Source organism: Pseudomonas chlororaphis (genome assembly GCA_001023535.1).
GTDB lineage: Bacteria > Pseudomonadota > Gammaproteobacteria > Pseudomonadales > Pseudomonadaceae > Aquipseudomonas > Aquipseudomonas chlororaphis_E.
The window spans coordinates 4,437,790-4,454,481 of record CP011020.1 but is presented as its reverse complement, the minus strand read 5'-3'; the positions used below and the strand labels follow the sequence as shown (position 1 = coordinate 4,454,481).

17 protein-coding genes are annotated in these 16,692 nt (G+C 61.3%); 12 read left to right on the top strand and 5 right to left on the bottom strand.

Annotated features, from left to right (window positions below; genetic code table 11):
* Positions 1-30 precede the first annotated feature (30 nt).
* Together VM99_19535 and VM99_19530 are read right to left on the bottom strand one after the other, a co-directional pair.
* Positions 31-1,044: a diguanylate cyclase gene (locus tag VM99_19535; GenBank protein AKK01802.1), complete on the bottom strand. Its 1,014-nt coding sequence runs from the start codon at positions 1,042-1,044 to the stop codon at positions 31-33.
* Positions 1,045-1,158: 114 nt separating this feature from the next.
* Positions 1,159-2,076, bottom strand: a complete 918-nt coding sequence (locus VM99_19530) for a LysR family transcriptional regulator (GenBank protein ID AKK00157.1) — start codon at positions 2,074-2,076, stop codon at positions 1,159-1,161.
* A 98-nt stretch (positions 2,077-2,174) separates the two neighbouring features.
* Between VM99_19530 and VM99_19525 the strand changes: the two genes are divergently transcribed.
* Together VM99_19525 and VM99_19520 are read left to right on the top strand one after the other, a co-directional pair.
* Positions 2,175-3,350, top strand: a complete 1,176-nt coding sequence (locus tag VM99_19525) for an acetylornithine aminotransferase (protein ID AKK00156.1) — start codon at positions 2,175-2,177, stop codon at positions 3,348-3,350.
* Between the two features lie 241 nt (positions 3,351-3,591).
* Positions 3,592-4,326 carry a cell envelope biogenesis protein OmpA gene (locus VM99_19520; GenBank protein ID AKK00155.1) on the top strand — a complete coding sequence of 245 codons (735 nt, stop codon included), beginning with the start codon at positions 3,592-3,594 and terminating at the stop codon, positions 4,324-4,326.
* Positions 4,327-4,554: 228 nt separating this feature from the next.
* On the opposite strand, the gene VM99_19515 is transcribed toward VM99_19520, so the two are convergent.
* A complete protein-coding gene (locus VM99_19515; GenBank protein ID AKK00154.1) occupies positions 4,555-4,992 on the bottom strand; it encodes a cytochrome D ubiquinol oxidase subunit III in 438 nt (145 codons plus the stop codon).
* A gap of 147 nt (positions 4,993-5,139) precedes the next feature.
* Here VM99_19515 and VM99_19510 point away from each other — a divergent pair, with 147 nt between their 5' ends.
* From VM99_19510 to VM99_19500, 3 genes are all read left to right on the top strand, one after another.
* A complete protein-coding gene (locus tag VM99_19510; protein ID AKK00153.1) occupies positions 5,140-5,769 on the top strand; it encodes an alpha/beta hydrolase in 630 nt (209 codons plus the stop codon).
* A 24-nt stretch (positions 5,770-5,793) separates the two neighbouring features.
* The gene (locus VM99_19505) at positions 5,794-7,149 is read left to right on the top strand and encodes a tryptophan--tRNA ligase (protein AKK00152.1); all 1,356 of its coding nucleotides are present in this window, start codon (positions 5,794-5,796) and stop codon (positions 7,147-7,149) included.
* Between the two features lie 101 nt (positions 7,150-7,250).
* Positions 7,251-8,345: an ATPase gene (locus VM99_19500; GenBank protein AKK00151.1), complete on the top strand. Its 1,095-nt coding sequence runs from the start codon at positions 7,251-7,253 to the stop codon at positions 8,343-8,345.
* 190 nt (positions 8,346-8,535) lie between these two features.
* On the opposite strand, the gene VM99_19495 is transcribed toward VM99_19500, so the two are convergent.
* Positions 8,536-9,531 (bottom strand): AraC family transcriptional regulator, encoded by a 996-nt coding sequence (locus VM99_19495; GenBank protein AKK00150.1) that lies wholly within the window; start codon positions 9,529-9,531, stop codon positions 8,536-8,538.
* Between the two features lie 146 nt (positions 9,532-9,677).
* Here VM99_19495 and VM99_19490 point away from each other — a divergent pair, with 146 nt between their 5' ends.
* On the top strand, positions 9,678-10,814 hold the full coding sequence (locus VM99_19490; protein AKK00149.1) for an acyl-CoA dehydrogenase: 1,137 nt from the start codon (positions 9,678-9,680) through the stop codon (positions 10,812-10,814).
* A 131-nt stretch (positions 10,815-10,945) separates the two neighbouring features.
* On the opposite strand, the gene VM99_19485 is transcribed toward VM99_19490, so the two are convergent.
* Entirely contained in the window at positions 10,946-11,986 is a 1,041-nt protein-coding gene (locus tag VM99_19485) for an aldo/keto reductase (GenBank protein ID AKK00148.1), read from the bottom strand.
* A gap of 245 nt (positions 11,987-12,231) precedes the next feature.
* On the opposite strand from VM99_19485, the gene VM99_19480 reads away from it, so the two are divergent.
* The 6 genes from VM99_19480 to VM99_19455 all read left to right on the top strand — a co-directional run bounded on the left by VM99_19480 (position 12,232) and on the right by VM99_19455 (position 16,686).
* Positions 12,232-12,660, top strand: coding sequence for a 50S ribosomal protein L13 (locus VM99_19480; protein AKK00147.1), 429 nt, complete (start codon positions 12,232-12,234; stop codon positions 12,658-12,660).
* 14 nt (positions 12,661-12,674) lie between these two features.
* On the top strand, positions 12,675-13,067 hold the full coding sequence (locus VM99_19475; protein AKK00146.1) for a 30S ribosomal protein S9: 393 nt from the start codon (positions 12,675-12,677) through the stop codon (positions 13,065-13,067).
* A gap of 256 nt (positions 13,068-13,323) precedes the next feature.
* Complete coding sequence (locus VM99_19470) at positions 13,324-13,917, top strand: ubiquinol-cytochrome C reductase (protein ID AKK00145.1); 594 nt, start codon at positions 13,324-13,326, stop codon at positions 13,915-13,917.
* On the top strand, positions 13,917-15,128 hold the full coding sequence (locus tag VM99_19465) for a cytochrome B (GenBank protein ID AKK00144.1): 1,212 nt from the start codon (positions 13,917-13,919) through the stop codon (positions 15,126-15,128). Before VM99_19470 ends, VM99_19465 begins: the two co-directional genes overlap by 1 nt.
* Positions 15,128-15,910, top strand: a complete 783-nt coding sequence (locus VM99_19460) for a cytochrome C (GenBank protein AKK00143.1) — start codon at positions 15,128-15,130, stop codon at positions 15,908-15,910. The genes VM99_19465 and VM99_19460 overlap by 1 nt, the downstream gene beginning before the upstream one ends.
* 158 nt (positions 15,911-16,068) lie before the next feature.
* Complete coding sequence (locus VM99_19455; protein ID AKK00142.1) at positions 16,069-16,686, top strand: stringent starvation protein A; 618 nt, start codon at positions 16,069-16,071, stop codon at positions 16,684-16,686.
* The last annotated feature ends 6 nt before the right edge of the window (positions 16,687-16,692 follow it).

Below are 16,692 nucleotides of genomic sequence, written 5' to 3'. Positions count from 1 at the left end.
CGTTTCACGAGCCTCGAAGCTGCATTCTTTTTACTCGCAGATCACGTTCTTGCCCGCCATCTTGGAGCGATACAGCGCCTGGTCCGCCCGGTCCAGCAGCGCCGCCTGCTGTTCATCGTCGAGGCGCTGCACCACGCCGAAGCTCATGGTGATCTGGAAGTCGCCCACCGGCAGCAGGTCGGACAGGCCACGGCGAATGGTTTCGGCCACCAGCCGGGCGTCAGCCAGGGTGGTGTTGGGCAAGATCAGAATGAATTCATCGCCGCCCCAGCGCGCCAGCAAGTCGCCGTCACGCTCGCTGCGCTGGACACTCTGCACCACTTGCACCAGGGCCGCGTCGCCGAACGCGTGGCCGTAGCGATCGTTGATGTCCTTGAAGTCATCGACATCCATGGCGATCAGGCACAACGGCTCGCGAAAGCGCTGGGCGCGCTCGCACGCCAGCGGCAGGGCCTGCTCCAGGCGATAGCGATTGGCAACCCGCGTCAGCGCGTCGGTTTCGGCCAGCCTGCGGTTTTCATCGAGCTGGACCTGCAACTGCTGGTTGACCCGGGACAGCTCGCGGGTGCGTTCTTCGATGGCCGCTTCCAATGACGAATTGCGCCGCTCCAGTTGTTCGAACAGGCGCTTCTTGTCGTCGATGCTGCGGTGGGCGCCGAGCATGCGCGCCACCGTGCCGTCGGCGTTGCGGGCGATGATGTAGCCGCGATCTTCGATCCAGAGCCAGCCGCCATCGCGCATGCGGCAGCGGTACTCGGCCTGGTAGCCGGGGGAGCGCTGCTCCAGGTAATCGTCGAACAACGCCATCACCCGCGGGTAGTCCTCGGGATGGATCACGTTTTCCCAGGTCAGCACGGTGTTGTTGAGGGAATGCGGCGGGTAACCCAGCATCGTGTACCAGCCGGGGTTGCGGTAGACGAAACCGGTATTGGCGTTCCAGTCCCAGATGCCGTCGCTGACCAGCTCCAGGATGGTGTGCAGCACGCCTTCGTCCAGGTCCGACAAGTCGAACCGCAACGCATCCATGTTCGAGGCATTTCCCATCATGCGTCCCTCAATCAACCTTGATATCAAAATGCTCGTTCGCGGTTGCAGAGTAGCCGATGGGGCGGTGCGCCACTAGCGCCGCACGGCGTCCGGGCGAGCCTCGTCATGCGCTCATTCGGCCGCTGTTCGAGGTTTACCCCAACGCTGCAGGGCGAACTCGACAAAACTGCGTAGCTTCGGCAAACGGTAGCGATCCTGCGCGTACATCAGGCTCATGGGCCGGTGGGGCAATTGGTAATCCTGCAGCAGCGCCACCAGATGTCCGTCCTTCAGGTCCTGGGCCACCAACGCGTCGGGCAGCATCACCACGCCCATGCCGGCCAGCGCGGCACGGTGCAGGCCGGAAGAGCTGTTGATCAGCATGGGGCCGTTCACCGGCACCTTGATTGCGCCCTCTGGCCCGTTGATCGGCCAGTGGTCCTGGGCGAAGCGCCACTCGTCTCCCGCCGAGTAGGCGAACGACAGGCAGTCATGCTGTTGCAGGTCGGCGGGTTGCCTTGGTGTGCCTCGTCGAGCCAGGTAAGCCTTGGATGCACAGACGGTGAGGGTGTAGTCCATCAACGGCCGGGCGATCATCTTCGGATCGGGATGACCCAGGCGGATGGCGACATCGAACCCGTGGTCGAGCAGGTCCAGGCGCTGGTTGGTCAGCACCACGTCGAGCTTGACCTGGGGAAAGCGCTGGTTGAAATCCGCCAGTGCCGGGGCCAGGCGTTCGGTGCCGAAGGTCAGCGGTGCGGTGATGCGCAGGGTGCCGGTGGGTTCGCCTTGCGTCTGTTCGGCCAGGCGTTCGGAGTCGGCCACCAGCCCCAGCACTTCCAGGCAGCGCTGATAGTAGGTCGAGCCGAATTCGGTCAGGCGCTGGCGTCGGGTCGTCCGGTTGATCAGGCGCACACCCAGGCGCTGTTCCAGCGCGCGAAGATGATTGCCCACCATGGTGGTGGACATTTCGCACGCCTGGGCCGCAGCGGTCAGGCTGCCGGTTTCCACCACTTTCACGTAGACGGTCATTGCCTGGAACAGGTCCATTATCAAGCTCGGCTTTTAAATGATTGAAGTAAAGCGGCGTTTATCCAGCAAGGGTGGCTAACCATACTGGAAAAAACCACCCGATGGAGCTTGATGTCATGACCGCAGCCTGCCTGATGTCCACTTACCAACCCCTGGCGCTGAGCTTCACTCGCGGCTTGGGCACGCGCCTGTGGGACCAGGACGGTCGCGAATACCTTGATGCGGTGGCGGGCGTGGCGGTGACCAACGTTGGTCATTCCCACCCCAGGTTGGTGGCGGCGATCAGTGAACAGGCCGGCCTGTTGCTGCACACGTCCAACCTGTACAGCATCGACTGGCAGCAACGCCTGGCGCACAAGCTCACCGAACTGTCCGGGCTTACGCGGGTGTTCTTCAACAATTCGGGGGCCGAGGCCAACGAGACCGCGCTGAAACTGGCGCGGCTCTATGGTTGGCACAGGGGCGTGGAGCAGCCGCTGGTGGTGGTCATGGACAACGCGTTCCACGGTCGTACCCTGGGCACGATGTCTGCCAGCGATGGCCCGTCGGTGCGCCTGGGTTTCAACCGCCTGCCGGGGGATTTCATCAAGGTGCCGTTTGGCGACCTCGCCGCGCTGGAGGACGTCCAGCGGGCTCATGCCGATCGCATCGTCGCGGTACTGGTCGAGCCGATCCAGGGCGAAAGCGGAGTGCAACTCGCGCCGCCCGGTTACCTCAAGGCCTTGCGTCAACTGTGCAGCCGCCGGGCCTGGCTGCTGATGCTCGACGAGATCCAGACGGGCATCGGTCGCACGGGCCAGTGGTTCGCGTTCCAGCACGAGGGCATCGTGCCGGACGTCATGACCCTCGCCAAGGGTCTGGGCAACGGTGTGCCCATCGGCGCATGCCTGGCCCGGGGCAAGGCCGCCGAGCTGTTCACGCCCGGCAGCCACGGCAGCACCTTTGGCGGTAACCCCTTGGCTTGTCGGGCCGGTTGCACGGTACTGGCGATTATCGAGGAGCAAGGGCTGGTGGATAACGCCCGGCGTCAGGGTGAGCAATTGCTCAGCCGGCTGCGGGCCGAGTTGGCGGACAACCCGAATGTGCTGGCGATCCGTGGCCAGGGCCTGATGATCGGCATCGAACTCAAGCAACCGGTGCGCGACCTGGCCCTGCGCGCGGCCCGGGATCACGGTCTGCTGATCAACGTCACCCGCGGCAAGATCATCCGCGTGCTGCCGCCACTGACCCTGGACGGGCGGGAAGTGGAGATGATCGTCAGGGGCGTGGCCCGCAGCCTCCTCGAGGGCTGAGCTCGCCAATAGACCAGGGGGGGGGGCGCTGATCAGGGCCCCCACCCATCGGCTTTGCACATCGGGCCGCACGACGGCCATCGGCACCGGGTGACCAAGCCCTGAGCCGCGGCCCTTGCACAAGGCAGCGCAGCCAGGCGAAACGCAGCGGGACGGAATTTTTGCCGATTGGCGCGTTCAAACGCCAGCCAGAGTCGGTTGCCTACGCCCTGGCACTCCAGACTCAAACCAGGAGCATTCCATGTTCACCTCGCGTCGCTTGATCGTCGTCGCAACCGCTGTGGCCTTGTTGTCCGGTTGCGCATCGCCTAACCCTTATGACAACCAGGGCCAGGCCTCCACGGAATCTTCCGGCATGAGCAAGACCGCCAAGTACGGCGGCCTCGGCGCCCTGGCCGGGGCATTGGCCGGCGCGGCCATCGGCCACGATAACCGTGGCAAAGGCGCGTTGATCGGTGCTGCGGTGGTCGGGGCATCCGCGGCCGGCTACGGCTACTACGCCGACCAGCAGGAAAAGAAACTGCGCGCGAGCATGGCCAATACCGGCGTTGAAGTGCAGCGCCAGGGTGACCAGATCAAGTTGATCATGCCAGGCAACATCACCTTCGCCACCGACTCGGCGAACATCGCGTCCAGCTTCTACCAGCCGCTGAACAACCTGGCGAATTCCCTCAAGGAGTTCAACCAGAACCAGATCGAGATCGTCGGTTACACCGACAGCACCGGCAGTCGCCAGCACAACATGGACCTGTCCCAGCGTCGTGCACAAAGCGTGGCGACCTACCTGACGTCCCAGGGCGTGAGCGGCGCCAACCTGAGCGCCCGTGGCGCCGGCCCGGACAACCCCGTGGCCAGCAACGCCGACGTCAATGGTCGCGCCCAGAACCGCCGCGTCGAAGTCAACCTCAAGGCCATCCCCGGCCAGCAGTACCAGGCGCCACAGCAGCAGGGGCAGACTTACCAGCAGTACCCATAACGGCTGTGCGGTAAATGAAACGGGGGCCATGCAGACATGGCCCCCGTTTTTTGTGGCTGGCGCCACCCCCTGTGGGAGCGAGCTTGCTCGCGATAGCGGTCTGCCTGAACCGGTGATGTGGGATGTGCCGCCGTCATCGCGAGCAAGCTCGCTCCCACAGGAATTTTCTTGGGCTAAAAAAGCCCGCCCGATCAAGTGATCGGGCGGGCTTTTTATTGGCGGCAGGCGTTACTTCTTCAAGCCGTAATGCTCATCGAGCATGCCCGGCGAATTGGGGGCTTTGGGCGCGTAGTCCCGGGGCGGTTCCTGGACCTCTCTTGGCGGGGTCAGGCGTTCCCGTGGCGCCTGGCCTGCGTCGGCGTGCAGGGCCGCGAGCAAGCGTTGGCGAGTCTGTTCGTCCAGGGCCAGGCGGTTGGCGCCTTCGGACAGATGATCCTGTACGTCCTGGTAGCTCTGGGTGAGTTTTTTCACCAGCGAAGCGGTGCTGTTGAAGTGGGTGACCACTTCATTCTGATAACTGTCGAAACGTTCCTGAATGTCGTCCAGCTGACGTTGGGTGCTGTTGGGCACCGCGTTGGGCAGCAGTCGGGCAAGCAGGAATCCAATGGCGACACCCGCGACCAGGGCAAGAGTCGGCAACAACCAAACTAAGAGCGAGTGTTCCACGAGTCCTTCCTCTATAAACGGCTTTGCTTTACGTTAACGGCTCGGACCTGCGCTGTATACCGCGACGAACATCGCAATCATGCCAGGCACAGACTTTTAGCTAGACGAGTTGACCCTATTCGAGGTCACGGAGTTCTTTCCTTGCTTATGCGCGAAACCCCTGTATTCATCGACGGCCCGGTGGGCCAACTGGAAGCCCTGTACCTGGACAGCGAGACCCCGCGTGGCCTGGCGCTGATCTGTCACCCGAACCCGGTGCAGGGCGGGACCATGCTCAACAAAGTGGTTTCGACCCTGCAGCGCACTGCCCGGGATGCCGGCCTGGTGACTTTGCGTTTCAATTATCGTGGCGTCGGTGCCAGCGCTGGCAGCCATGACATGGGCACCGGTGAGGTGGACGACGCCCAGGCCGCGGCGGCGTGGCTGCGGGAAAAATACCCGCAACTGCCACTGACGCTCTTCGGTTTCTCGTTCGGCGGATTCGTGGCGGCCAGCCTTGGCGGGCGCCTGGAAGCCCTCGGGCAACCGCTCAAGCACTTGTTCATGGTGGCCCCGGCGGTGATGCGTTTGGACGCGCAATCGCCCTTGCCTGTGGGCGGCGAACTGACCGTGATCCAGCCGGAAACCGACGAAGTCGTCGACCCCCAACTCGTCTACGAATGGTCCGACGCGCTCCAACGCCCCCATGAGCTGCTGAAAGTGGCAGAATGCGGACACTTTTTTCATGGCAAGCTGACCGATCTCAAGGATCTGATCCTGCCGCGCCTCTCGAATTGACAGCAGTCTGACAAGCGATAACCCATGACGACTCGTACCCGTATCCTGACCGGCATCACCACCACCGGCACCCCGCACCTGGGCAACTACGCCGGCGCCATCCGTCCGGCGATCGTCGCCAGCCGCGACAGCAATGCCGACTCGTTCTACTTCCTGGCCGACTACCACGCCCTGATCAAGTGCGATGACCCGCTGCGCATCCAGCGCTCGCGCCTGGAAATCGCCGCGACCTGGCTGGCCGGTGGCCTGGATGTGGACCGCGTGACGTTCTATCGCCAGTCCGACATTCCCGAGATCCCCGAGCTGACCTGGCTGTTGACCTGCGTCGCCGCCAAGGGCCTGCTCAACCGTGCGCACGCCTACAAGGCCTCGGTGGACAAGAACGTCGAGACCGGCGAAGACCCGGATGCCGGCATCACCATGGGCCTTTACAGCTACCCGGTGTTGATGGCCGCCGACATCCTGATGTTCAACGCCCACAAGGTGCCGGTCGGTCGCGACCAGATCCAGCACGTGGAAATGGCCCGCGACATCGGCCAGCGCTTCAATCACCTGTTCGGCCAGGGCAAGGAGTTCTTCACCATGCCCGAGGCGCTGATCGAAGAAAGCGTCGCCACGCTGCCGGGGCTCGACGGGCGCAAGATGTCCAAGAGCTATGACAACACCATTCCGTTGTTCAGCAGCGCCAAGGACATGAAGGATGCGATCTCGCGGATCGTCACCGACTCCCGCGCACCGGGCGAAGCCAAGGACCCGGACAACGCGCACCTGTTCACCCTGTTCCAGGCCTTCGCCACGCCCGACCAGGCGGCTGGGTTCCGCAGTGAACTGCTGCAGGGCCTGGGTTGGGGCGAGGCGAAGAATCGCCTGTTCCAGTTGCTCGACAGCGAGCTGGGCGAGGCCCGCGAGCGTTATCACCAACTCATCGAGCGTCCGTCGGACCTCGAGGACATCCTGCAACTGGGCGCGAAGAAAGCCCGCGCCGTGGCGACGCCGTTCCTCAATGAGCTGCGTGAGGCCGTTGGCCTGCGTTCGTTCGTCAGCCAGGTCCAGGTGGCAGCCGGCACGAAGAAAAAGGCTGCCAAGGCGGCACGCTTCGTCAGTTTCCGCGAAGACGACGGCAGCTTCCGTTTCCGCCTGCTGGCGGCCGACGGTGAACAACTGTTGCTGTCCCGTCATTTTGCCGATGGCAAGGCGGCCGGCCAGGTCACCAAGCAGTTGCAGGCCGGCCAGCCGCTGGAGGTGCGCAACACCGAGCTGGGCTTCAGTGTGTGGCTGGACGACGACTGTGTGGCGCACAGCCCGGAGTTTTCCGACAGCACCGCCCGGGATGCCGCCATCGATGCATTGCGCGTCGCCCTGACGCCTGCTCAAGACTGATCCAGCGGACCACCCGACCATCGGCCCGAATAAGGGCCGATTGCCATTCCCTTGGGCCATCGCTACAGTGACGGCCCGTTTTTGTTGCCTTGCTAACGAATATGACGCCCCTAGAACGATACCAAGCTGATCTGAAACGCCCGGAGTTCTTCCACGACGCAGCCCAGGAAACGGCGGTGCGCCATTTGCAGCGCCTGTACGATGACCTGATCGCCGCGTCGAACAACAAGCCAGGCTTGTTGGGCAAACTGTTCGGCAAAAAAGACCAGGCACCGGTCAAGGGCCTGTATTTCTGGGGCGGCGTGGGCCGTGGCAAGACCTATCTGGTGGACACCTTCTTCGAAGCGCTGCCCTTCAAGGAAAAGACTCGCACGCACTTTCACCGTTTCATGAAGCGCGTGCACGAGGAAATGAAGACCCTGGGTGGCGAGAAGAACCCGCTGACCATCATCGCCAAGCGCTTTGCCCAGGAAACCCGGGTGATCTGCTTCGATGAGTTCTTCGTGTCCGACATCACCGACGCGATGATCCTCGGCACCCTGATGGAAGAGCTGTTCAAGAACGGCGTGACCCTGGTCGCCACCTCGAACATCGTCCCGGACGGCCTGTACAAGGACGGCCTGCAACGCGCACGCTTCCTGCCGGCCATTGCGCTGATCAAGGAACACACCGAGATCGTCAACGTCGACAGCGGCGTCGACTACCGCCTGCGTCACCTTGAGCAAGCCGAGCTGTTCCACTTCCCGCTGGATGCCGCCGCCGAAGAAAGCCTGCGCAAGAGCTTCCGCGCCCTGACGCCGGAATGCACCCAGGCCATCGAAAATGACGTGCTGATCATCGAGAACCGTGAGATTCGCGCCATCCGCACCTGCGACGACGTCGCCTGGTTCGACTTCCGCGAACTGTGCGACGGCCCGCGCAGCCAGAACGACTACATCGAACTGGGCAAGATCTTCCACGCCGTGCTGCTCAGTGGTGTTGAACAGATGAGCGTCACCACCGACGACATCGCCCGTCGCTTCATCAACATGGTCGACGAGTTCTACGACCGTAACGTGAAGCTGATCATCTCGGCGGAAGTCGAACTCAAGGACCTCTACACCGGCGGTCGCCTGACCTTCGAATTCCAGCGCACCCTCAGTCGCCTGCTGGAAATGCAATCCCACGAATTCCTGTCGCGGGCGCACAAGCCGTAGGGCGTTCGCATAAAAAAGGGCCTGCGATTGCAGGCCTTTTTTGTGCGCGGGAGATTTAGCCGTTCACTGCATAACCCTGTGGGAGCGAGCTTGCTCGCGATGGCGTCGTGTCAGTCAGTATCAATGCTGCTGAACCGCCGCCTTCGCGAGCAAGCCCGCTCCCACAGTGGATCGTTGCCAAGCCTCCGGGCTACGCCGCCTGCTGGAACTGCTGCCGATACTGGTTCGGTGACAGGTCGGTGTGTTGACGGAACAGGCGGGCGAAAAAGCTCGCGTCGTCGTAGCCCACTTCGTAGCTGATGGTCTTGATGCTCTTGCGGCTGCCGGAGAGCAGGCCCTTGGCCGTTTCGATGCGCAGCCGTTGCAGGTAATGCAGTGGCTTGTCTCCGGTGGCGGTCTGGAAGCGGCGCATGAAGTTGCGGATGCTCATACCATGCTCGCGGGCAACGTCTTCGAAGCGGAACTTGTCGGCGAAGTGTTCTTCGAGCCAGTGCTGGATCTGCAGGATGATCACGTCCTGGTGCAGCTTCTGCCCGCCGAAGCCGATCCGCCCGGGTGAGTAGCTGCGCTGCACTTCATACAGAATATCCCGCGCCACCGCCTGGGCCACGTTGGCGCCGCAGAAGCGTTCGATGAGATAGATGTACAGGTCGCACGCCGATGTCGTGCCGCCGGCGCAGAACAGGTTGTCGGCGTCGGTCAGGTGCTTGTCCTGGTTGAGGTGGACCTGGGGAAAGCGCTCCTTGAACGCGTTGAAGAAGCGCCAGTAGGTGGTCGCCTCCTTGCCATCGAGCAGCCCGGCTTCGGCCAGCCAGAACACCCCGGTGGCTTCGCCGCAGAGTACCGCGCCGCGAGCGTGCTGCTCGCGCAGCCAGGGCAGGATCTGCGGATAGCGCTGGCACAGCGCCTGGAAGTCATCCCAGAACGCCGGGAGAATAATGACGTCAGTGTCTTCCAGGCCGCCGTCCACCGGCATGATCACGTCGCTGAAACTGTTGACCGGTTTGCCGTCCGGGCTGACCAGGCGGATTTCGAACGCCGGTGTCAGGCCCAGGCCCAGCTGTTTGCCGTAGCGCAGGCTGGCCAGGTAGAAGAAGTCCTTGGCTTGCATGAGGGTGAAGGCGAAGACCCGGTCGATAGCCAGGATACTGACGCGCCGCAAGGGCGTGGAGACGTGCATGGACATAATTCATCTTTATTTTTATAGGGGAAAGTGGTCACCAAACGGCTGGATCGTCTTATTTTTTGTCGGATGTGTCCAGTGTCCTGTCATTCTTCGCCGGCTTAGGCTCTGTTGGATAACCACGTCGAACAATAACGAAAAGGTGCCCCATGATCCCGAGAACCCTGTTCAGCCCCGAGCACGAATTGTTTCGTGACAGCGTACGAACCTTCCTTGAAAAAGAAGCCGTGCCGTACCACAGCCAGTGGGAAAAGCAGGGGCATGTGGACCGCCAGCTCTGGAACAAGGCAGGGGAGGCGGGCATGCTGTGCTCCCACCTGCCCGAGGCATACGGCGGGCTTGAGGCCGATTTTCTCTACAGCACGGTGGTGATCGAGGAAATCGGCCGCCTGGGCCTGACCGGGATCGGCTTCTCATTGCACTCCGACATCGTCGCGCCCTACATCCTGCATTACGGCAGCGAAGCGCTGAAGCACAAGTACCTGCCGAAGCTGGTGTCTGGCGAGATGGTCACGGCCATTGCCATGACCGAGCCTGGCGCCGGCTCCGACCTGCAGGGCGTGAAGACCACCGCGGTGCTGGAGGGCGACGAATACGTCATCAACGGTTCCAAGACCTTCATCACCAATGGCTTCCTGGCGGACCTGGTGATTGTCGTCGCCAAGACCGATCCGAAGGCCGGTGCGAAGGGCACCAGCCTGTTCCTGGTGGAGGCGGGGACGCCGGGCTTCGAGAAGGGCAAGCGCCTGGAAAAAGTCGGCATGAAGGCCCAGGACACGTCGGAACTGTTCTTCCAGGATGTCCGCATCCCAAAGGAAAACCTGCTCGGGCAAGCCGGGATGGGTTTTGCCTACTTGATGCAGGAACTGCCCCAGGAGCGCCTGACCGTCGCCATCGGCGGCCTGGCCTCGGCCGAAGCGGCCCTGCAATGGACCCTTGACTACACCCGTGACCGCAAGGCGTTTGGCAAATCCATCGCGGACTTCCAGAACACCCGCTTCAAGTTGGCGGAAATGGCCACCGAGATTCAGATTGGCCGGGTCTTCGTCGATCGCTGCCTGGAGTTGCACCTGCAGGGCAAGCTCGATGTGCCGACGGCGGCGATGGCCAAGTACTGGGGCACTGACCTGCAATGCAAGGTGCTCGACGAATGCGTGCAGTTGCACGGCGGTTACGGCTTCATGTGGGAGTACCCGATTGCCCGGGCGTGGGCCGATGCGCGGGTGCAGCGGATCTATGCCGGGACGAACGAGATCATGAAGGAGATCATTGCGCGGTCGCTTTGATTTTCGGTGAGTTCGGGATCGCTTTCGCGAGCAAGCCCGCTCCCACAGGAGTCCTGCGTCGATCACGAAAGAGTGTTCAGACACAAAACCCTGTGGGAGCGGGCTTGCTCGCGAAGGCTTTTACCGGGTGATCAAGGCGCCGGGTTCGGATGATCCTTGTGGATCGCCTCGATCCCTGCCAGGACTTCCTTCGAGAGCTTCAGGTCGGCGCTGGCGATGTTGCTGTCCAGTTGTTCCAGCGTGGTGGCGCCAATGATGTTGCTGGTTACGAACGGCTGCTGGGTGACGAACGCCAGCGCCATCTGCGCCGGGTCCAGGCCGTGCTCCCGGGCCAGCGCCACATAACGGCTGCACGCCGCTTCCGATTGCGGGTTGAAGTAGCGCGTGAAGCGGCTGTACAAGCTCAGGCGGCCCTTGGCGGGTCGTGCGCCTCCTTCGTACTTGCCCGACAGGAAGCCGAACGCCAAGGGCGAGTAGGCCAGCAGCCCGCACTGTTCGCGGATGGCGATTTCCGCCAGGCCGACCTCGAAGCTGCGGTTGAGCAGGTTGTAGGGGTTCTGGATCGACACGGCGCGCGGCCAGCCCCGGGCTTCGGCCAGGGCGAGGAACTTCATCGTGCCCCAGGGCGTTTCGTTGGACAGGCCGATGTGGCGGATCTTGCCCGCGCGCACCTGTTCGTCCAGGGCTTCGAGGGTTTCCTCCAGCGGGGTGAAGTCCTCGTCGGCCTTGTGCTGGTAGCCCAGTTGGCCGAAGAAATTGGTGCTGCGTTCCGGCCAGTGCAGTTGGTAGAGGTCGATCCAGTCGGTTTGCAGGCGCTTGAGGCTGGCGTCCACGGCCTCGACGATGTGCCGGCGGTTATGCTTGAGCTGCTTGTCGCGGATGTAGTCGATGGTGTTGCCCGGGCCGGCGATCTTGCTCGCCAGGATCCAGTCGGCGCGGTCGCCGCGGCTCTTGAAATAATTGCCGATGTAGCGCTCGGTGGTGGCATAGGTCTCGGCCTTCGGCGGGACCGGGTACATCTCGGCGGTGTCCATGAAATTGATGCCGGCGCCCTTGGCGCGCTCGATCTGGGCGAAGGCCTCGGCCTCGCTGTTCTGCTCACCCCAGGTCATGGTGCCGAGGCACAGGGCGCTCACGTTCAGATCGGTACGGCCTAGCTGGCGATAGTCCATCGGGACCTCCTTGGGCAAAACAATCATAAAAGCAGGTTGAAAAAGTTTTCGCAATCTGCATAATTGCGCACCTCTTTCTGCAGTGGAAGTGATGCCCCGCCGCCGAAGAATCTTGCCGTTGAACGGACGCGCCGACCCGAGCCCCCGAAAGCGTCTGTATCCGGCTGCCTTTGACTTGTCAAAGTACGCACTATTCAGTAAGATCCGCCGTCTAATTTACAGGGCGGCCCCTGAGGCTATAAAGAATGAAAACTTTTACTGCTAAACCGGAAACAGTAAAGCGCGACTGGTTCGTCGTCGACGCTGCTGGTCAGACCCTGGGTCGTCTGGCCACCGAAATCGCGAGCCGTCTGCGTGGCAAGCACAAGCCTGAGTACACCCCTCACGTTGACACCGGCGACTACATCGTCGTGATCAACGCTGAGCAAGTACGTGTTACTGGCGCTAAAACCACTGACAAAATGTACTACTCCCACTCCGGTTTTCCTGGCGGCATCAAGTCGATCAACTTTGAAAAGCTGATCGCCAAGGCCCCTGAGCGCGTGATCGAGACCGCGGTTAAAGGCATGCTGCCTAAGAACCCGCTGGGTCGCGACATGTATCGTAAGCTGAAGGTTTATGCGGGCGCTGCTCACCCTCATACTGCTCAGCAGCCCCAAGAACTGAAGTTTTAACGGAATAGTTCATTATGTCGGCGACTCAAAATTACGGCACTGGCCGTCGCAAGACTGCAACCGCACGCGTTTTCCTGCGTCCGGGCACTGGTAATATCTCCATCAACAACCGCTCCCTGGATAATTTCTTCGGCCGCGAAACTGCCCGCATGGTAGTTCGTCAGCCGCTGGAACTGACCGAGACCGTCGAAAAATTCGACATCTACGTCACCGTTATCGGTGGTGGTGTAAGTGGCCAGGCTGGCGCAATCCGCCACGGCATCACTCGCGCCCTGATGGACTACGACGAAACCCTGCGTAGCGCCCTGCGCAAAGCCGGCTTCGTGACTCGCGATGCTCGTGAAGTTGAACGTAAGAAAGTCGGTCTGCGTAAAGCGCGTAAGCGTCCGCAGTACTCGAAGCGTTAATTTCGCTTCCGCTTTCAAAAGGCGCCCAGTTCCTCACGGAGCTGGGCGTTTTTTTATGCGTGAAAGAATTGCTCTGTGACAACTTGCCACATTCGTAGAACCCCTATACTACAAGGCTTAGCGGTTTGGCCGCTTGGTAATTACCTTGTCAGAATTGGGGCTTTTCATTACCATTCGGCAAAATTTTTATAAGTTCAGATTTTTACTTAGTAGACGCCTGATCTAACAGGCCACAAAGCTGATGGGAGAGGACTGAATGAGCAATGACGGCGTGAATGCAGGCCGGCGTCGCTTCCTGGTAGCAGCCACATCCGTGGTGGGTGCTGCAGGAGCGGTGGGGGCTGCGGTCCCGTTCGTGGGGTCATGGTTTCCCAGTGCCAAGGCGAAAGCTGCAGGTGCACCGGTGAAAGTGAATGTCAGCAAGATCGAGCCAGGCCAGCAGATGATTGCTGAGTGGCGCGGCCAGCCGGTGTTCATCGTCCGCCGTACAGAGGAAATCCTGGGGAATCTGAAAAAGATCGAGGGTCAGCTGTCCGACCCATCCTCCAAGAACTCGGTCCAACCGGAATACGTCAATCCTGAAACGCGTTCGATCAAGCCGGAAGTCCTGCTACTGATCGGGATCTGCACGCACCTGGGTTGCTCGCCAACGTTCCGTCCCGAAGTGGCCCCGGCCGACCTGGGCAAGGATTGGGTCGGTGGCTATTTCTGCCCTTGCCACGGCTCCCACTATGACCTGGCCGGTCGCGTCTACAAGTCGCAGCCTGCACCGTTGAACCTGCCAGTTCCCCCGCATTCCTATGAGACCGACGACATCATTGTCATCGGCGTCGATACGGAGAAAGCGTGATGAGCAAGCTAATGGATTGGGTTGATGCGCGCTTTCCCGCGACCAAGATGTGGGAAGACCATCTCAGCAAGTACTACGCTCCAAAAAACTTCAACTTCTTCTACTTCTTTGGCTCCCTGGCGCTGCTCGTTCTGGTCAACCAGATCGTCACCGGTGTCTGGCTGACCATGAGCTACACCCCGTCGGCGGAAGAAGCATTCGCTTCTGTCGAATACATCATGCGCGACGTCGAGTACGGTTCGATCCTGCGTCTGCTGCACTCCACCGGCGCCTCGGCGTTCTTCATCGTGGTCTATCTGCACATGTTCCGTGGCCTGCTCTACGGTTCGTACCAGAAACCGCGTGAGCTGGTGTGGGTCTTCGGCATGCTGATCTACCTGGCGCTGATGGCCGAGGCCTTCATGGGCTACCTGCTACCGTGGGGCCAGATGTCCTACTGGGGCGCCCAGGTGATCATCTCGCTGTTCGGTGCGATCCCGGTCATCGGCAACGACCTGACCCAGTGGATTCGTGGTGACTACCTGATCTCCGGCATCACCCTGAACCGCTTCTTCGCCCTGCACGTGGTCGCCCTGCCGATCGTGATCCTTGGCCTGGTGGTGCTGCACATCCTGGCGCTGCACGAAGTCGGCTCGAACAACCCGGACGGCGTGGACATCAAGAAACACAAGGACGAAAACGGCGTACCGCTGGACGGCATCGCCTTCCACCCGTACTACACCGTGAAGGACATCGTTGGTGTGGTGGTCTTCCTGTTCATCTTCTGCTCCATCGTGTTCTTCTTCCCGGAGATGGGTGGGTATTTCCTCGAGAAGCCGAACTTCGAACAGGCGAACGCCTTCAAGACCCCTGAGCACATTGCCCCGGTCTGGTACTTCACGCCGTTCTACGCGATCTTGCGGGCGATTCCGGACAAGCTGCTGGGTGTTATCGCCATGGGCGCGGCCATCGCCGTGCTGTTCGTCCTGCCGTGGCTGGACCGCAGTCCGGTCAAGTCGATGCGCTACAAAGGCTGGCTGAGCAAAATCTGGCTGGTGGTGTTCTGCATCTCGTTCGTGATCCTGGGTGTGCTGGGCGTACTGGCACCGACACCGGAACGTACGCTGCTTTCGCAGGTGTGCACCTTCCTGTACTTCGCCTACTTCATTCTGATGCCGTTCTATACCAGGCTCGAGAAGACCAAACCGGTTCCGGAAAGGGTGACTGGCTGATGAAAAAGCTATTTGCTGTACTGATTCTTGCTGCCATGCCTGTACTGTCCTTCGCGGCTGAACACGGTGGTCCTGAGCTGGAAAAAGTCGACATCGACGTTTCCGACAAAGCCGCCATGCAGGACGGCGCGCGTACGTTCGCCAACTACTGCATGGGCTGCCACAGCGCCAAGTTCCAACGTTACGAGCGTGTGGCCGATGACTTGGGCATTCCCCACGAAGTGATGCTGGAGAAGCTGGTGTTCACCGGTGCCAAGCTGGGCGATCACATGACCGTCGGCATGCAGCCTTCGGATGCCAAGACCTGGTTCGGCGCGGCGCCGCCCGACCTGACCCTGGTGGCGCGAGTGCGTGGCACCGACTGGCTCTACGGCTACCTGCGGTCGTTCTACGAAGATCCTGCGCGTCCATGGGGCGTGAACAACAAGGTCTTCCCGAACGTCGGCATGCCTAACGTCCTGGTCGGCCTGCAGGGTCGCCAAGTGGTAGGCTGCAAACAGGTGCAGATCGTCGAGAACGGCAAGAAGCAATTCGACCCGTTGACCGGCACCGCCTTGACTCACGAAGCCTGCGATCAGTTGACCATCGTGCCGAACAGCGGCACCTTGACCCCTGAGCAGTTCGACGAGAAGGTCAAGAACCTGGTGACCTTCCTGGCCTACTCGGCCAACCCGGTGAAGCTGGAGCATCAGCGCATCGGTACGTATGTATTGCTGTACCTGGCGTTCTTCTTCGTATTCGCTTACCTGCTCAAGCGTGAATACTGGAAAGACGTGCATTGATAAAGCTGTAAGCTGTAAGCCGTTGCTGTTAATCGTGCGCGCCCAAGGGCGTCTCTGAAAGTGTAACGAGCCTGGTCGGCCAGGCGTTACGGGAGGCGCCCTCTGGGCGCGCTCGTTTTTCCGTTTTTCGAAAATTTCTACAAGCGAGGAGGATCGCCATGGGCGTGACCAATCGGTTGGCCTGCTACTCCGACCCCGCCGACCACTATTCCCACCGGGTACGCATCGTACTGGCCGAGAAGGGTGTCAGCGCCGAGATCATCTACGTCGAAGCGGGCCGTCAGCCGCCAAAACTGATCGAGGTGAACCCTTACGGCAGCCTGCCTACGCTGGTCGATCGCGACCTGGCGTTGTGGGAGTCGACCGTGGTGATGGAATACCTGGATGAGCGTTATCCGCATCCGCCTTTGCTGCCGGTGTACCCTGTCGCGCGTGCCAACAGTCGTTTGCTGATGCATCGCATCCAGCGAGACTGGTGCGGGTTGGTGGACCAGATCCTGGACCCACGGACCAAGGAGCCTGCGCGGGTCGTGGCTCGTAAAGAGTTGCGTGAAAGCCTGACGGGCGTATCGCCGCTGTTCATCGACAAGCCGTTCTTTCTCAGTGAGGAACAAAGTCTGGTGGATTGCTGCCTATTACCCATACTCTGGCGATTGCCTGTCCTGGGTATCGAACTGCCGCGGCCTGCCAAGCCGCTGCTTGATTATATGGAGCGCCAATTCGCGCGTGAGGCTTTCCAGGCGAGTCTGTCTGGCGTCGAACGCGACATGCGCTAAGGCTTA